At 63.3% G+C, this 15,866-nt stretch carries 15 protein-coding genes; 2 read left to right on the top strand and 13 right to left on the bottom strand.

Features of this window, described 5'->3' with window-relative positions:
• Positions 1 to 118 precede the first annotated feature (118 nt).
• The 9 genes from VGD45_RS12390 to VGD45_RS12350 form a co-directional block, all read right to left on the bottom strand.
• Positions 119 to 1,006: an HDOD domain-containing protein gene (locus VGD45_RS12390; protein ID WP_331155619.1), complete on the bottom strand. Its 888-nt coding sequence runs from the start codon at positions 1,004 to 1,006 to the stop codon at positions 119 to 121.
• Between the two features lie 122 nt (positions 1,007 to 1,128).
• On the bottom strand, positions 1,129 to 2,241 hold the full coding sequence (locus VGD45_RS12385) for a chemotaxis response regulator protein-glutamate methylesterase (protein WP_331155618.1): 1,113 nt from the start codon (positions 2,239 to 2,241) through the stop codon (positions 1,129 to 1,131).
• 17 nt (positions 2,242 to 2,258) lie between these two features.
• Positions 2,259 to 2,882 (bottom strand): hypothetical protein, encoded by a 624-nt coding sequence (locus tag VGD45_RS12380; protein WP_331155617.1) that lies wholly within the window; start codon positions 2,880 to 2,882, stop codon positions 2,259 to 2,261.
• Entirely contained in the window at positions 2,875 to 3,756 is an 882-nt protein-coding gene (locus VGD45_RS12375) for a protein-glutamate O-methyltransferase CheR (RefSeq protein WP_331155616.1), read from the bottom strand. The genes VGD45_RS12380 and VGD45_RS12375 overlap by 8 nt, the downstream gene beginning before the upstream one ends.
• Positions 3,757 to 3,826: 70 nt before the next feature.
• On the bottom strand, positions 3,827 to 4,324 hold the full coding sequence (locus VGD45_RS12370; protein ID WP_331155615.1) for a chemotaxis protein CheW: 498 nt from the start codon (positions 4,322 to 4,324) through the stop codon (positions 3,827 to 3,829).
• A gap of 158 nt (positions 4,325 to 4,482) precedes the next feature.
• Complete coding sequence (locus tag VGD45_RS12365; RefSeq protein WP_331155614.1) at positions 4,483 to 6,222, bottom strand: methyl-accepting chemotaxis protein; 1,740 nt, start codon at positions 6,220 to 6,222, stop codon at positions 4,483 to 4,485.
• Between the two features lie 107 nt (positions 6,223 to 6,329).
• Positions 6,330 to 8,441, bottom strand: a complete 2,112-nt coding sequence (locus tag VGD45_RS12360) for a chemotaxis protein CheA (protein ID WP_331155613.1) — start codon at positions 8,439 to 8,441, stop codon at positions 6,330 to 6,332.
• Between the two features lie 6 nt (positions 8,442 to 8,447).
• Entirely contained in the window at positions 8,448 to 8,810 is a 363-nt protein-coding gene (locus tag VGD45_RS12355) for a response regulator (RefSeq protein ID WP_331155612.1), read from the bottom strand.
• Positions 8,807 to 9,703, bottom strand: a complete 897-nt coding sequence (locus tag VGD45_RS12350; RefSeq protein WP_331155611.1) for an STAS domain-containing protein — start codon at positions 9,701 to 9,703, stop codon at positions 8,807 to 8,809. Before VGD45_RS12350 ends, VGD45_RS12355 begins: the two co-directional genes overlap by 4 nt.
• Positions 9,704 to 9,890: 187 nt before the next feature.
• Here VGD45_RS12350 and VGD45_RS12345 point away from each other — a divergent pair, with 187 nt between their 5' ends.
• Positions 9,891 to 11,099, top strand: coding sequence for a flagellar hook-length control protein FliK (locus VGD45_RS12345; RefSeq protein WP_331155610.1), 1,209 nt, complete (start codon positions 9,891 to 9,893; stop codon positions 11,097 to 11,099).
• Positions 11,096 to 11,443 carry an EscU/YscU/HrcU family type III secretion system export apparatus switch protein gene (locus VGD45_RS12340; RefSeq protein ID WP_331155609.1) on the top strand — a complete coding sequence of 116 codons (348 nt, stop codon included), beginning with the start codon at positions 11,096 to 11,098 and terminating at the stop codon, positions 11,441 to 11,443. Before VGD45_RS12345 ends, VGD45_RS12340 begins: the two co-directional genes overlap by 4 nt.
• Before the next feature lie 56 nt (positions 11,444 to 11,499).
• On the opposite strand, the gene VGD45_RS12335 is transcribed toward VGD45_RS12340, so the two are convergent.
• The 4 genes from VGD45_RS12335 to VGD45_RS12320 all read right to left on the bottom strand — a co-directional run bounded on the left by VGD45_RS12335 (position 11,500) and on the right by VGD45_RS12320 (position 15,847).
• Entirely contained in the window at positions 11,500 to 12,048 is a 549-nt protein-coding gene (locus VGD45_RS12335; RefSeq protein WP_331155608.1) for a DUF2802 domain-containing protein, read from the bottom strand.
• Between the two features lie 131 nt (positions 12,049 to 12,179).
• Positions 12,180 to 12,530 (bottom strand): Hpt domain-containing protein, encoded by a 351-nt coding sequence (locus VGD45_RS12330; RefSeq protein WP_331155607.1) that lies wholly within the window; start codon positions 12,528 to 12,530, stop codon positions 12,180 to 12,182.
• Positions 12,531 to 12,578: 48 nt separating this feature from the next.
• Positions 12,579 to 15,158, bottom strand: coding sequence for a serine/threonine protein kinase (locus VGD45_RS12325; protein WP_331155606.1), 2,580 nt, complete (start codon positions 15,156 to 15,158; stop codon positions 12,579 to 12,581).
• Positions 15,159 to 15,334: 176 nt separating this feature from the next.
• Entirely contained in the window at positions 15,335 to 15,847 is a 513-nt protein-coding gene (locus tag VGD45_RS12320; protein ID WP_331155605.1) for a GNAT family N-acetyltransferase, read from the bottom strand.
• Positions 15,848 to 15,866 lie beyond the last annotated feature (19 nt).

Below are 15,866 nucleotides of genomic sequence, written 5' to 3'. Positions count from 1 at the left end.
CTGCTCGCATTCAATAAACATCTTGCGGCGCAAATCAGGGGACGCCTTAACGCAAACAAAAAAGCCCGCCGTTCTTGCGAAGGGCGGGCGTCAGGAAAATCAGATTGGAATGGCGGTTTTAATCGCCCAGCGCGGTGCGCAGCGCGCTGATCTCTTCGGCGCAATCACGCATCACGTGCACGCATTTCTGATTGTCGAGGCCGAGACGCCAGAACGATTTCACGCCCTGCATGTTCAGCTCGAGATCGGCCTCGTGGCCGAAGAAGCCCGCCATCATCACCGCGACGGTGAGCACGTCGGTGACGTCGCGCTCGCCGTTGGCGCGCTCGATGTTCTCGTGCTCGCCGATGGCTTCTGAAATGTGATCGGGGAAGCCCCAGTTCTCGACGATGGCCTTGCCGACGTTGGCGTGCCAGTCGCGCAGCAGTTGCTGCATCGTCGCCGGTTCCTTGAAGATCGGATGCTTATGCGCGCGGGCCAGAATGTAGATCTTGCCGACGTTGTGTAACAAACCGGCCAGCATGGCTTCATCGGCATTCACGCTGCTGCGGGCAGCGACTGCGTAAGCCAGGGCGGCGACGGTAGTCGCCTCCTGCCACAGACCTTCGAGCTCTTTGGAAATGTGCCTGAGCTCGCTCGCCTTCCGTAGCTGCGCAATGGCGAACGATACCGCGGCCGTGCGCACATTGTTGTGGCCGATGCGATTCACCGCCTGCTTGAGATCCGCCACGGTGCGGCCGCTGCGATTCAAAGCAGCCGAGTTCGCCAGAGTGAACACGCGCGCCGCCAGGCCCGCCTCCGAGCCGACCACGCGAGCGATCTGATCGATGGAGACATTCTCATCCGCCAGCACCTTGCGCACGCGCACGGCCACGTCTGGAAACGAAGGCAACTCGACTTTGCCGTTGGAAACTTCCTGCGCCAGCTCGCCCACGAATGCGAATGCAGCCGCGTTATCGCTGACGGCAGTCATGGTGGCCTGCGCAGTGGCGTTTGGAGTTGTCATGGTCGCGGTATCGGCAGCCCTACGGAAGTCTGTAGAAACTGTACCGCGCCCTCCATGCGTCAATCTGCGCTGCCGTTGGCATTTCCTGAACGGCGCGCCGGATATGTAAGACCGGAGGCGTCTCAGCCGTGCGCCAGTTTGCCCGCCGGCGGATCGGCCGTCAGCTGTAGCATTTCGCTGGCCACCCGATGTAAAGGCAACACGTGTTGCGCGCTGCCCAGTTTGACGGCGGCGCCGGGCATGCCCCACACCACGCTGGTGGCTTCGTCCTGCGCGATTGTCGACGCACCGGCATCGAGCATCTCCTTCAGACCGCGAGCGCCGTCGTCACCCATACCGGTCAGAATCACGCCCACCGCGTTCGGGCCGACGTTCTGCGCCACCGAACGAAACATCACATCGACGCTGGGCCGGTGACGATTGACGTGCGGACCGTTGCTGAGCCGGCAGCGGTAACGAGCGCCGTCTCGCTCCACCAGCAGGTGCTGGTCGCCCGGCGCGATATACACGTGGCCGGGCAGGATGTATTGACCGTCGCTGGCCTCGCACACCGACATGGCCGAGCTGCGATTCATGCGCTCCGCGAACGGTTTGCTGAAGGCCGCCGGAATGTGCTGCGAGATCACCACGGCCGGCGCGTCCGGCGGCAGCGATTCGAGCACTTCACGAATGGCTTCGGTACCGCCGGTCGAAGCGCCGATGGCGATGATTCGATCGGTGGTTCGCAGTACGCGCTTGCCATTGGAGGCTGGCAACACCGCATCGGCACTGTGTCTTTGTTCCGGGTGCAACGAATGAACGTGCGGTCTGCGTGGCGCTGCCGTCCGCGCGCTCACTCGCGCACTGGCAGCCACTTTCACCTTGGCGATCAACTCTTCGGCGTAGTTGGCGAGACTGCCGGCGACGTCCACTTTGGGCTTGGTGACGAAATCGATCGCGCCCAACTCCAGCGCGCGCAACGTGACATCGGCGCCCTTCTGAGTCAGCGAAGACACCATCACCACCGGCATCGGCCGCAGGCGCATCAGGTTCTCGAGGAACGTGATGCCGTCCATGCGCGGCATTTCCACGTCGAGCGTGATCACGTCCGGATTGAGCTGCTTGATCTTCTCGCGCGCGGCGTACGGATCGGTGGCCGTGCCGACGATTTCGATGTCGCGATCCTGCTTGAGCATTTCGCTCAGCAGCTTCCGCACCAGGGCCGAGTCGTCGACGATGAGTAATTTTATTGGCATGACGCTGAGCCCGAAGGTCAGAACAGATCGATCTCGCCGGCCACTGGCGTCTTTTCCAGGCCCTTGAGGTACTGCTGCTCGTGCGAAGCGATGTCCCTGCTCGAATTCAGATGACGCACACGGACGCGGCCTGTCAGCGGAAAGTACTGCACGTGACGCGGACAGGTGTCGCCCACGTCCTCGGACGTCACACGCAACCCTTCCTGCTTGAGGAACTCGCGTACGAAAGTCACGTTGTGATCGCCGACGTCGGTCAGCGTCTTCAACACACGGCCGCCGCCGAAAATCTTCACTTCCAGGTCGGCGCGCGTGCCGCCGGCCTTCAGGATGCGGTTGATCAGTTGTTCCATCGAGGCGCTGCCATAACGCGTGGCGCGGCCGGCGGCGCCGGTTTCCCACGTGTCATGACCGTTGCCGCTCGGCCGGGGCAACATGAAATGATTCATGCCGCCGATGCCGAGTTTGGGATTGCGGATGCACGCCGACACGCACGAGCCCAGCACCGTATCAAGCACTTCGTCGTGAGTGGTCACGTAGAAGTCGCCCGGCAGCAGCTTGGCGATCACCTGACCCTGCGGGTTGTGGTAGCGGCGGATGTTCTCGAAGCCGGGCAACGGCTTGGCCAATGGCGCCTTATCCATTGAGCCCTCCGTTGCGGCGATAAATGGTCTTGCCGACGAGCTTGAAGGGCGCGGTGCCTGCATGGATGGATTCCGAATGGCCGATGCACAGGTAACCGCCGGGCGCGAGCATGTCGCTGAACCGGCTCACCAGTTTCTCGCGCGTCGGCTGGTCGAAATAGATCATCACGTTGCGACAGAAAATCACGTCGAACGGACCTTTCATCGGCCACGTGTGCAGCAGGTTGAGCGTGCGGAACGTGATGCTCGACTTGAGATCTTGTTTGGCGACCGCGCAGCCTGCATGCTCGCCGCCGCCCTTCTGGAAGAAACGTTTGAGGCGGTCCTGCGAGACGCTGGACATACGATCGAGCGGATAAATGCCCGAGGTCGCGGCCGCGACCACGTCGCTGTCGATGTCGGTCGCGAGGATCTTGAAATCGTAACGGGGCGAGGCTGGCAGCACTTCGGCGGCCACCATCGAAATGCAGTACGGCTCTTCGCCGGTCGAGCAGCCCGCCGACCAGATGCGCAGACGGCGGGAAGCGGCATTGCGCTTCATCGCTTCGGGCAGCATGTACGAGGCCAGCGCCTCGAAGTGATGATTCTCGCGGAAGAACGAAGTGACGTTGGTGGTGATCGCGTTGATCAGGCCGACCAGCTCTTCGGGACCCGCGTCGCGCAGGTATTCGCAGTAAGCTTCGTAGCTCGGCAGTCCGAGCTCGCGCAGCCGTCGCGCCAGTCGCCCCTGCACCAGCTGGCGCTTGTTGGGGCCGAGCACGATGCCGGCGTTCTCGCCCACCACGTGGCGGATGAAATCGAACTCGGCGTCGCCGAGCTGAGGTCCATAATGCGCGGAGTCGGAGGGCGGAGCGGATGAAGCTAGAGTCGGCATATGGACAGTTCGCGTGTGACCAACGGCTCGCAAGGTGGCCCTCGCGAGCCGTCATTCACATCTCATCGATTTAAGCTGCAGGAGTCAGCGCCACTCCCGTGACGTCCGCGCCGATCAGTTGATCGATGTCGAGCAGCATCACCATGCGACCCGACACAGCAGCCAGACCTTCGATGAATTCAGTGCTCACGTTCGCGCCCATTTCCGGCGCGGCCTTCACGTCGTTGGCGGACACGTCGATCACGTCGGAGACGCCGTCGACCACCACGCCGAAATCGCGACGACCGATCGGCGACTGCACCGACAGCACGATGATCACGGTGAGCGGGGTGTATTCCGCGTGCTGCAGGTTGAAGCGCATGCGCAGGTCCACGATCGGCACGATCGAACCGCGCAGGTTCAGCACGCCGAGCACGTGGCTGGGCGCCTGGGGAATGCGCGTGACCGGGGACCAGCCACGGATCTCTTGCACTCGCAGGATGTCCACGCCGTAGGTCTCGTCGCCCAGGGTGAAGGTCAGCACCTGGTTGGAACCGGCATCGGTCTGCGCGGCGGCTTGATTACTCATGAACTCGAATCTCCTGGCTGCGACACCGGCAACCGGCCGCGTCAATTAACAGCGCTCATTAGGTTTATCGGCGTGCGCCTGCACACAATGAGTAAGACATTCACTGCATCGGGCGTGCGCCGGCTCCGGGCATCGTCATTGACGCCCGGAGCTGACATTTAGAAATCGCTCCACTGGCTGTCGTCGCCGCTGGCGCGGGCCAGAGGCGCGGCCGACGCGGACCGCGCCGGCTTGCCGGCCGCACCCAGGCCAGCCTTGCGAACCGCGGTGGGACGCGACTTGGTCGCGGGCGCCATGCGCACGACCTCGGCCGTCGCATGCGAGCCAGAACCCGAGCCAGTGATGCCGCTGCCATCGGAGCGGCGGAAGTAACCGATCTGCTGGACCAACGTGCCCGACTGCTGCTCCATGGACTTGCTGGCGGCGGAGGCCTCTTCCACCAGCGCAGCGTTCTGCTGCGTGACGTTATCCATCTGGCTGACGGCGTTGTTGACCTGCTCGATGCCGGCCGACTGTTCTTCGGACGCGGCGGCGATTTCGGCCACGATGTCGGTGACCTTCCTGACGCTTTCCATGATTCCCGACAGCGTCTTGCCGGACTCGTCGACCAGTTCCGAGCCGACCTTGACCTTTTCGACCGAATCGTTGATGAGACCTTTGATCTCCTTCGCGGCGCTGGCGCTACGCTGCGCGAGGTTGCGCACTTCGGTAGCGACCACGGCGAAGCCGCGACCCTGTTCGCCGGCACGCGCCGCTTCCACGGCGGCGTTCAACGCCAGCAGGTTGGTCTGGAAGGCGATCTCGTCGATGACGCCGATGATGTCGGCGATCTTGCGGCTGGAGTTGTTGATCTCGCCCACCGCGGCGATCGCGCGCTGAACCACGGCGCCGCCCTTTTCCGCCTGTTCGCGAGCACCCACGGCCAGCTGATTCGCCTGGCGCGCGTTGTCCGCATTTTGTTTCACCGTAGCGGTCATCTGTTCCATGCTTGAAGCAGTTTCTTCCAGGGCGGCAGCCTGTTCCTGCGTGCGCTGAGACAGATCGTCGTTACCGTGCGAAAGCTGACGAGCAGCGGCGCCGACTGCGTCCGCGCTGCCGCGCACGCCACCGACGATTTCGACGAGCTTGCCGTCCATGCGCTTGAGCGCTTCGAGCAGGCGGCCCAGTTCGTCGCGGCTGTCGACGCGCACGTCGTTGCCCAACTCGCCGTTGGCGATGCGGTCGGCGATGCTCACCGCGGCGTTCAGCGTGCTGACGATGGAACGGATGATCAGCCAGCCCAGCAGCGCCGACAGGCCGATGCCGACCACGATGGCGCCGATGATGAAGGCGCTGGCCTTCTTGAACGAGCTGTCCGCCTCGCTACGCATCTGCTGCGCCACTTCGATCTGCGTCTTGAGCAGATTGTCGCCGGCGGTGTTGAGCTTCTCGTACGCGGGACGCGCCTTTTCGATCAGCGCGCTTTCAGCGGGGCTGAAGTTGCCGGCCTGGGCGGCGAGCAGCGCTTCCTGCACGTGGGCGAGCACTTCGCTGCCATGAGTGCGGAATTGCTGGACGATCTCGCGCTCCTTGTCGGTGAGCTCGGTGGCGTCGAGCTTGCGCAGCAGCTCTTTCACTTCGCCTTCGCGCTCCTGGAGCAGATCCATCGCGGCCTTGACCGCCGAAGCGTCCTGGCGAATGACCACTTCTTCGGCCTTCTCGAGCACCGCGCGCTCGTTCGTCTCGATTTCGCCGACCCAGCCCGTAGGCATGAAGCGATTGGAGAAAATCGCATCCAGATCGGCATTGGAGGACTTGGTGCCGCTCAGACCGATGACGCCGACCAGGATCAGCACGATCCCCGCCAGCCCCAGCGTGGCAAACAGCTTGGCCTTCACTGAAATATTCCACGTATTCATAACGACGATTCCTTAGCTCCGCTTCTCGAGCCCCAACTTGATTTTGTGAACCCCAACGATTCCTTGCGCGCGCCTGAGCAATCCGTTCAGGCGCGCTTGAACATTTCCTAAGCAGCCAGCCTCTGCGTGGCGACGCGGATCAATCCCGGCACATCCAGAATCAGCGCCACGGCGCCATCGCCCAGGATGGTCGCGCCCGACACGCCTTCGACGCGGCGGAAATTGGTTTCCAGCGACTTGATGACCACTTGCTGCTGACCGAGCAGGTCGTCGACGAACAGGCCCACTTTCCGGCCCTCGCCTTCCACCACCATGATCAGGCCCTCGTGCAGATTCTTGGTGCGCGGCTCGAGGCCGAACACTTCGTGCAGGCGAACCACCGGCACGTAGCCGTCGCGGAACCAGAACACTTCGCCCTGGCCGGCGACGCGATTGACCATGCCCGGCTTCAGCTGCAGCGATTCGATGATGGTGATCAACGGCACGATGTAGGTTTCGGTGCCGACCGCGACCGACTGACCGTCTACGATGGCAAGCGTGAGCGGCAGCGTGATGATGAAGCGCGAGCCCATGCCGAGCGTGGAGCGCACTTCGATCGTGCCGCCCAGCTCCTTGATGTTCCTGCGCACCACGTCCATGCCGACGCCGCGGCCGGAAATGTCGGTGGTCTGCTCGGCGGTCGAGAAGCCCGCCATGAAAATCAGCTCGTAGATCTGGTCGTCGCTCAACGTATCGTTGGCGCCGATCAGATTGCGCTCGCGCGCCTTCTTCAGGATGCGGTCCTTGTTCAAGCCGCCGCCGTCGTCGCCCACTTCGATGGTGATGCTGCCACCCTTGTGATAGGCATTGAGAAACACCGTGCCGTTCGGCGACTTGCCGCCGGCCGTGCGCACGTCGGGCATTTCGATGCCGTGGTCGACGCTGTTACGCACCAGGTGCACCAGCGGATCGCCGATCTTTTCCATGACCGTCTTGTCCAGCTCGGTCTGGTCGCCGGTCATCTTCAGATCGACCTGCTTGCCCAGGCGCTGGCTCAAATCGCGCACCATGCGCGGGAAGCGGCTGAACACGAAGCTGATGGGCAACATGCGCACGCGCATGACGCTTTCCTGCAGCTCGCGAACGTTTCTTTCCAGCGTCGCGAGGCCGGAGCGCAGCTGCTCGGCGGCGGGGCCGGTGAACTTGGTGCCCAGCTGCGTCAGCATGGACTGAGTGATGACCAGCTCGCCGACGGTGTTCATCAGCTCGTCGATCTTCTCGGTGCTGACGCGGATCGAGCCGCCGTCGGTCATCTGGCCCGCTTTCGGAGCTTCGACCGCGGCCGTGGGCTGGTGCGCCGGCTCGGCGCTCGCCTTGACCGGTTCGGCGGGTTTGGCGTCGGCAATGTTTACTACGTTGGAAGGCTTCGCTTCCGGCGCAGCGGGCGCGGCTTGAGCAACAGGCGCAGCAGCCGCGGGCTTGGCGACGACGGGCGCTGCTTCTTCGGTGATCTCCAGATCGCAATCGCCCTCGGCCCAATCGAACACCGAGCTGACCGCCTCGCGTTTCACGTCGGCATCGAGCGTGATGTCCCAGGCGAGATAGCACGATTCCGGATCGAGCTCTTCGAGCGACGGCAACGCACTGCCATCGAGCTTGACGGTGAGCTGACCGATCTCGGACAACTCGCGGATCATGCGCAACGGATCGTTGCCGTGCACGAACAGCTGCGGATACGGACGGAACAGGATGCGCCAGCGAGGCACGGCCGCGGGCTTCGGCTCTACGACTTCAGCGACTGCGGCCGGGGCCGGAGCAGCTGCTGGCGCCGGCGCGGCGGCCGGCTGATTCTTTTGCACGATCGCCAGTTCCAGATCGAACTGCAGGTCGGCGACCTTCTGCGCGTCGATAGCTTCTTTACGCTGCACCGAGCGGAGCATGTCGCGCATCACGTCCACCGACTTCAGCAGCAGATCGGTGACGTGACGAGACACCTGCATGCGATTGGCGCGCAGCTCGTCGAGCAGGGTTTCGCAAGTGTGCGTGAACGAGGCCACTTCGGAGAAACCGAAGGTCGCGCTGCCACCCTTGATGGAGTGAGCGACGCGGAAAATCGTGCCGATCAGCTCGGGCTCGGGCGCGCCCGGGTTGAGCTGGAGCAGCGCGGCCTCCATCGAGTCGAGCGCTTCGAAGCTTTCCTCGAAAAAGGCGTCGTGAAATTGGGCGAGATCGATGGCCACTGTTATTTACCTCAGCACGCGATGCATGGTCGCCACGAGTTGCGCCGGATCGAAAGGCTTCACGATCCAGCCGGTGGCGCCGGCGTCCTTACCTTCTTTTTTGCGGTCCGGGCCCGCTTCGGTGGTCAACATCAGAATGGGAATGTGGCGGTAGGCGGACTCGGCGCGCAGCGCGCGAATCAGCTGGATGCCGTCCATCACCGGCATGTTGACGTCGGAGAGCACCAGGTCGTAACCGGATTGGCGCGCCAGATCGAGCGCTTCCTGGCCGTCGCCGGCGGAAGTCACATCGAACCCGGCGCTGGTCAGCGCGATGCGCACCATGTCGCGCATCGAAGGAGAATCGTCGACGGCCAGAATTCGCGTCATGCGGCGACTCCTTTCGGCTCGAGACCGAGCAGCTCACCGACGCCCAGCAAGCGCACGGCATCCTGCAGAGCCTGCGACTCGCCGCGCCAGGTGACGCTTTGGTTGCGACCGCTGCGATCGCGCACGAAGGCGCACAGCAGCTGCATGGTCGCGGTGTCGACACGTTCCACTGCGCTCACGTCGAGAGTCACTTCAGTGCTCTGCTGAGCGAGGGCACACAGAGAAGTCTTCAGTGCAGCGGCGTCTTTCACGCTGCAATTGGCGCCGAGCACGACCAACGGCTCGACGACCGGCGCCGGCTCGGCTGCGACGAGCTCGGCCGCGACTGGCTCGGATGCTTCGACGACAGCTGATTCAACCGTCGTAGCAACTGCCTCGGTGGAGTCAGCAGCGCCGATGTCTGCGGTGGCCTCGACCACTTCGGCCGTTTCAACCAGAACTGGTTCAACGGCGGTTTCATCAGAGATCGTTTCGGCAACGGCGTCCGTCGGCTCGACCGCTTCGACAAAGGTTGTTTCTGTGGGAGCGTCGGCAAACTCGATCGCTTCGGCGAGCGCTGTTTCAGCAGCGGCGGCCACCGGCGCTGCCGTGTCAGCGACAACCGTTTCAGCGGTGGAATCCACCGACTCGACCGCTTCCACAAAAGCGGGTTCACCGGCGGTGTCCATCCACTTGGTCGCGTCGGCAAGCAAAGTCTCAGCGGCGGCGTACACCTCGCCCACCGTTTCAACCGGCTCGGCAACCAACGCTTCCACCGCGGTCGGGCTCAGTTCGACAGCATGCTCGGGAGCAACATCGACGCTCGTCGGATTTTCCACGGCAACAGCATCAACGCCCGACGTCTCGACGGCCGGTGTGGCTTGGGCGGAACGTTTGCGTTTGCGGTTTTTCATGAGGCTCGTGTTACTGATTTCACAGATTCGGGATTCATATCGGCATGCAACAAGCTGGCTTTAGATGGGCTTTAGGTGAGCCACGTCGCACTACTTAACCTTGGCGCGCTCAAGCTCCGGGTTTCCCTGCCGTTAAATCAGTGAAGCAGTTCACGTTGGACTTCGAGCTCGTACGAGCACGGCAACCATGCGTATCGACCTGGTGGACTTTCGCAGTACCAGCCCGGCCGGGACCACGACCCCGAGCCTGCTGTCGGAGTGGCGCGTAGGCGCGCTCCTGCAGGCTATTGCCGTGCGCGACGCCGCCAGCGGCCAGCTGTGGCTCGACATCGGCGGGCAGCGCCATTCCGCTCGTCTGGCTTCCGGCAACAGCGCCGGTCCGGCCAATGGCGAGGTGTTGCAAGTCCGCGTGCTTCGTAACAGCCCGGTGCTGGCGCTGGAGACACTCTCTTCTTCCACACCCGTGACTGCCGACGCCGATGCAACGGTGGTCGCCGACGCCATGCGCCGCTTTGTTCCGCGCCAGGAAAGCGCGGCTTTGATGCTGGCGAATCTGTCGTGGCTGGCCCAAGGAAAGAATGGCGCGAGCGAGCTTCCCAAGGCCGTGATGCAAGCCGCAGCCCAGCTCTGGCAGGCTTTGCCTGATGCAGATTCCTTGGGCGACCCTAAAACACTCGCGAACGCGGTGCTGCGCTCCGGCGCGTTTTTAGAAACGAATCTGGCCGACGCCGCGCGCGGTGCGGGCGATCCGAAACTGCTCGCCAACGATTTGAAAGCATTGATGCTCACCTTGAGCAAGACGCTGCGAGATCACGGCGCGCGCCCGAACGCGGCTCATTCGGAGATCGCAATGAATGCGCCGGTGCCTACGGCTCGCGGTCCTTTGACCGCGCTCAACGCCGCGCCGGCGACGTTCTCGATGATCGAAGCGGCCGATCAACAGCTGAACGAATTGTCACGTCAAACTGAAGGTGCGATCGCGCGATTGACCACGACGCAGATCACCAACAGCGCGCCAGATCCCTCCGTGCAGTCCATGCTGGTGGAATTACCCGTGCGTCACGAAGATCGCGCCTCCATGCTTCGCCTCAGAATCGAGCACGACGAATCGCGCAAGCGCTCCGGCGGCGGCGATTCGTGGACCGTGGAAGCAGCGATGGACCTCGGTCAAGTCGGCGCGCTCCACGCAAAAGTCACATTGACCGGTCATCGCATCGGCGTGCAGTTGCGAGCCGAGTCCGCAGGCATCGTCGACGCCCTCTCCGCCCGAGCCGGCGAGCTCGAAGCCATCCTGCGAGATTCCGGCCTCGAGATCGATCGCATCGTTTGTTTGCATGGCATGCCCGCTGGCGACAGCGGCGCACGCGCCGCGCGCCTGCTGGACGTACGAGCATGAACGAACGTCCCCGCCCACCGATCGCCGTCGCGCTCCACTACAACGTCAGCGGCAGTGGCGCGCCACGCGTCGTCGCCAAGGGCGGCGGAGAGATCGCGGAAAAAATCATCGAGACCGCACGCGAACACAAGGTGCCGCTGCAGGAAGATGCAGCGCTCGCGAGCGCGTTATCGAAACTGGATATTGGCCAGCAGATTCCCAAAGAACTCTACGTCGCCGTCGCGCACGTGCTTGCATTCGCGTGGTCCATCGCTGGGAAGGCGCCGCCGCTGGCAGGCGGCGCGCGTCCTGAAAATCAGGCGCCGTCGCTGCCTCTGCTTCCGAGCTCGCCGACGCGCCGGTAAATCTCGAACAGGAAATGCGGCCGCATCCTTGCGGCCGCCCGAGGGACGTTTCTAGATCAACCGACCACGCTGAGCAGCGAGCCACGCTTGCGGCCGGTCGCTTGCGGCTGCTGTTGGGGAGCTTGGGCGAGTTGATGTTGAGCGGCGGGCTGACGCTCCTGCTGCCGAGCCTGCCAGTTGGCGACTTCGGGTTGCGATTTCGCGGCGTGCAGGCGAGTCAGCAACTCCGCTTCGTGACGCGTGATGCCGCAGTTCGCGACGAGATCTTCGACAGCCGAGCCATTCTTCGCCATGCGCATGGCCAGGTCATAACCTCGAGCTTGCGGGGTGGCGACGGCGGCGATCTGCGGCCGGCGCGAATCCGTCTCGACGCGCTCGCTCATCGATTCGATGCGCGCGCTCATGACGCTGACGGTCTCGTGCAAGCTGCGTACTTCAGCGAAGGTGCGCTCGAGCTGAGCGCGCAGCGCTTGTGAATCCCGCTCGTCGGCGCGACGCCAGCGTGTGAATGCCAGCGCGAACACCCAGAATGCCCCGATCAACAGCAGGCCGCGAACCGCGATCAACACGGTCTCCAACGACGGATTGGGCAGAATTTCGAACATCGCCGACTCCCGAGACTTGGTTCACACTCGTCAAACCTTTGGCGCGCGCCGCGGGTCTCGGGAGGATAGGAGCAGGATGCGTGCCACCGGCTGGATGGGGGGCCCTGGCGCCGCGAGCTTTTGCGACCTGGTTATCGTTCTGCGCGTAGTCGATCGAGCTCCGCCCACAGCGCCGCTTCTTCGCTATCGAGCTCCCGCGTGCTTTCAGCCGCGAGAGCCATGTCGCCGGCGCGGAGGGCCTCCTCGATGGCGCCGGCGCATCTTCCCATCGCCGTCGCACCGACATTCAGGCTGGCGCCCTTCAATGCGTGCGCCTCACGCATGATTCGGGTCGAGTCGCCCGAGCTCACGGCGGCTCTGAGCCGCGGCAGGATGAGTTGCACGCTGGCGCGAAAGGTAGCGAGCAGTTCGTGCTCGAACTCCATATCCCCTTCGGTCAGTTGGAACAGGTGCTCGCGGTCGAGCACGGGAGCGTTCTTCATCGCGCCAGCAAAATCTCAAAGCGGCGCGGACACCATCCTGGGTGTTACTTATTCTCCTGCCTGCAAGCGAGCGGCTTGCGCCTCGGCACGCGTCTGCTGCAGAGCTTGTCGCATGAAAGCGAAATTCGACGGGCCGGCGTGATCCTGCAAGTGCGTCAGGGCTGCTTCGGCGAGTGCGATCGCGCCATCGATATCGCCCATCCGCCGCTTGAGCCGCGCGCTGTCGGTCGCGAGCTGCAGATAACCGATATCGAACTCTTCGGGAATCTCTATCGGTCCATACTGTGCCAGTGCGCCACGCGCGGTGGGCAGATCGTTGTCGGCCAGCGCCACATCGATGACCGCGGCGATATACGAGTCCCGCTTCTGTGCCGGGACGCCATAGAACGGCGGCAACTCGGCCACGTGCGCCAGCTCGGCTTTGGCCTGGGCCACTTTGCCTTGCGACGCCAGCGCACGAGCACGCACGGCCAGATACTGCACGCCATTGGGAACGAAACGCTTGCCGAGCTCCAACCATTGACCGGTGTACGGCTCGAGCACCGCGAGCGCTCGCGCCGGATGTCCTTCCTCCAGCAATCCAGTCGCTTTATAGACGGCGGTATCGAATTCCACGGCGGTGGGCTTGGCCACATGCTTCGGCGTGAGCACCAGATCGAAATATTCGTGCGCCTGTTCGATGCGCCCCGCCTGGTGCAAGGCCTGCCCGTACAATCCCAAATGCACGCGCGTGTAATGTGAGTTGTCGCCGGCATGCTGTCGCAGCAGCTGGATGCCTTTTTCGTAATCGCGCAGCGCCTCGTCCACCCAGCCCAGCTGCATCTCGCAGAACGCCGCCCACGCGTAGCTCGCGCCCAGATCGCTGAAAGCCTGCAGGCCGGACTGCTCGAACACTTTGCTGGCAGCTTGGAACTGCTTGATCGCACGGCGCATGTCGCCCTGAGTTCGCTGCAGCTGGCCGAGCGCATACACCGAATTGAAGTGGCCGGGATCGTTCGGATAACGCGCTTTGAACAACTCCGCGGCGGCGCTGACCAGGCGAATCTCCCGTAGAGGATCGGTCGAGAACTGCGCGATCGTCGTGCCCAAGGCACGAGCACGCAGCAGTGAGGTGTGATCGTTGCGAGCGTCGAGAACCTGCAAGGCCTCGTCGCGGGCCGACGCTGCTTCCTCACCCCGACCCAGCAAACGCCCCACCGTGGCGACACCGATTAGAGCTTCGACGTACGCGTCGCTATGAGTGAGCTGCAACTCGCGAGAGATTTTCACCACCTCGCGCGACAGCGTGCCAGCTCGCTCGAATTCGTTGATGTCGATCAGCAGACGCGCGACGGTATTCATGACTTCCATGCGAACCGAGGGCGCGTCGCTGAACTGATGCAGCACTTTGTCGCTAGCGTCCACCAGCAACTCATGGACTGACATGCTCCGCGCTTTCAGTGCATCAGGTTGCAGACGCGTGTTCTTTTCGAACAGCGCTGTGAGAAACGATTGCACGGCGCGCTGCTTGCGAACCTCTTCCTGAGCAATGAGTGTTTGCTCGGCCGCGATTCGAGCTTGCCACGTCGTAGTCACGATGCCGGCGACCAGCGCGACCGCGCCCAACGACGCCGCCGTCATGGCATATTTGTGCCGGCTCATGAACTTGGTGGCGCGATAACGCAGCGAGTCGCCGCGCGCTCGCACGGGCATGCCGTCCAGATAGTGGCGCAGGTCCTCTGCGAACTGGTCAACGGACGGATAACGACGCTCCGGCTCCTTGCGCAAAGCCATCAGCAGCACGTTGTCGAGATCGCCCTGCAGGGCGCGCTTCACTCGCTTGCGGGAAATCGGCGGCTGCCCGGCCGCCGTCGGCCGCGCCCACGTATCGTTCACCGCCGTGCTCGGCTTACTCGGCGCGGAGTCACTGAGAATTTCGACGGCTCGTTCCGCCGCGTTGTCCTCGCGATAAGGACTGCGACCAGTCAACAGCCGATACAGCACCACGCCCAACGAATACACGTCGCTGGCGGTGGTGATGGGATCGCCGCGCACCTGCTCCGGACTCGCATATTCCAGCGTCATCACGCGCACGTGAGTGGCGGTCATGTCCGATGCGACCGCGGATTCGGTGGCCGCTTCGGTTTCCAGCAGCTTGGCGATGCCGAAGTCCAGCAGTTTCACCGTGCCGTCGGCCGTAACCAGAATGTTGCCGGGCTTCAAGTCCCGGTGCACCACCAGGCGCTGATGCGCGAAGCTGACCGCCGCGCACACCTGCAGAAACAGCCGGACCCGCTGCGTGACCGTCAGATGTCGCTGCTCGCAATAGACGTCGATGGGCTGACCGTCGATCAGTTCCATCACGAGGTACGGCACGCCCTCTTCGGTGGCGCCGCCGTCGATCAGCCGCCCGATGTTCGGGTGTTCCAGCTGGGCGAGGATCTGCCGTTCCGAACGGAACCGCCAGGCGACACGGGACGCATCGTGATCGACGCGCACCAATTTGATGGCGACCCGCGAGTGATAATGATCGTCGGCGCGTTCCGCCTGATACACCTCTCCCATGCCGCCACGGCCGATCAGCTCCACGAGCCGATAAGGCCCCAGGCGCGAGCCAATGCGTAGCTTGGGAAAAATGGGTTCGGTCATGCTGAGAACGGGGGCCAGCCCACTCTGCGGTGGGATCGGGCGCTATTCTGGCATGAGTTCAGGATCGTTATTGCGGCGCGTGCCGCAAAAAATCTGGGGGGAACGCCGGCCGCACGATCAGGAGCGCCGGATTTTTTTACGTTATCGCGGCGAGCGTCGGGCAATTGCCTAACGCGTCAGCCTTCGAACTCCAGCGCGAACAGCTTCACCTCGTCCTGCTCCGCCATCTCGATCATGCGTTTGAAGTGCATGCCACAGCTGTGCAGGATTTTGATCGAGCGCTCGTTATCCGGCGAAGTGATGGCGAGAATGCGCGGCAGCCGATGCTCGCGATGGCCGTACTTGAGCACGGCCGACGCTGCTTCCAGCGCATAGCCCTTGCCCCAGTGCTCCGGCAGGAACGCGTAGCCGATGTCCGGATCGGGCAACGTGTCGCGCTTGAGCAGGCCACAGGAGCCGATCGCTTCGCCGCTGTCCTTCAACTCCACCAGAAACATGCCGAAGCCGTAGCGCTGGTACATGTCCAACGGCCCGGTGCGAAGATAGTTGCGCGCATCGTCCAGATTGCGCACGTGTTTGTCGCCGATGTAGCGCAGCCATGCAGGCTCGTTGACCAGCCGCAGAATGAACTCGGCGTCATCGAGCGTGAGACGGCGCAAGACCAGCCTTTCGGTTTCCAGAACGCGCATGGCATCCCCCCGCTTGGGT

The organism is Steroidobacter sp. (assembly GCF_036402275.1).
Taxonomy (GTDB): Bacteria; Pseudomonadota; Gammaproteobacteria; order Steroidobacterales; family Steroidobacteraceae; genus Steroidobacter.
The sequence above is the reverse complement of the archived record's forward strand: the minus strand, read 5'-3'. Positions and strand labels throughout refer to the sequence as shown.

What these genes read in the sequence shown, in the direction of transcription:
- VGD45_RS12390 (WP_331155619.1), bottom strand. Translation starts at nt 1,006, where the DNA reads ATGACAACTCCAAACGCCACTGCGCAGGCCACCATGACTGCCGTCAGC.
- VGD45_RS12385 (WP_331155618.1), bottom strand. Translation starts at nt 2,241, where the DNA reads ATGCCAATAAAATTACTCATCGTCGACGACTCGGCCCTGGTGCGGAAG.
- VGD45_RS12380 (WP_331155617.1), bottom strand. Translation starts at nt 2,882, where the DNA reads ATGGATAAGGCGCCATTGGCCAAGCCGTTGCCCGGCTTCGAGAACATC.
- VGD45_RS12375 (WP_331155616.1), bottom strand. Translation starts at nt 3,756, where the DNA reads ATGCCGACTCTAGCTTCATCCGCTCCGCCCTCCGACTCCGCGCATTAT.
- VGD45_RS12370 (WP_331155615.1), bottom strand. Translation starts at nt 4,324, where the DNA reads ATGAGTAATCAAGCCGCCGCGCAGACCGATGCCGGTTCCAACCAGGTG.
- VGD45_RS12365 (WP_331155614.1), bottom strand. Translation starts at nt 6,222, where the DNA reads ATGAATACGTGGAATATTTCAGTGAAGGCCAAGCTGTTTGCCACGCTG.
- VGD45_RS12355 (WP_331155612.1), bottom strand. Translation starts at nt 8,810, where the DNA reads ATGACGCGAATTCTGGCCGTCGACGATTCTCCTTCGATGCGCGACATG.
- VGD45_RS12350 (WP_331155611.1), bottom strand. Translation starts at nt 9,703, where the DNA reads ATGAAAAACCGCAAACGCAAACGTTCCGCCCAAGCCACACCGGCCGTC.
- VGD45_RS12345 (WP_331155610.1), top strand. Translation starts at nt 9,891, where the DNA reads ATGCGTATCGACCTGGTGGACTTTCGCAGTACCAGCCCGGCCGGGACC.
- VGD45_RS12340 (WP_331155609.1), top strand. Translation starts at nt 11,096, where the DNA reads ATGAACGAACGTCCCCGCCCACCGATCGCCGTCGCGCTCCACTACAAC.
- VGD45_RS12335 (WP_331155608.1), bottom strand. Translation starts at nt 12,048, where the DNA reads ATGTTCGAAATTCTGCCCAATCCGTCGTTGGAGACCGTGTTGATCGCG.
- VGD45_RS12330 (WP_331155607.1), bottom strand. Translation starts at nt 12,530, where the DNA reads ATGAAGAACGCTCCCGTGCTCGACCGCGAGCACCTGTTCCAACTGACC.
- VGD45_RS12325 (WP_331155606.1), bottom strand. Translation starts at nt 15,158, where the DNA reads ATGACCGAACCCATTTTTCCCAAGCTACGCATTGGCTCGCGCCTGGGG.
- VGD45_RS12320 (WP_331155605.1), bottom strand. Translation starts at nt 15,847, where the DNA reads ATGCGCGTTCTGGAAACCGAAAGGCTGGTCTTGCGCCGTCTCACGCTC.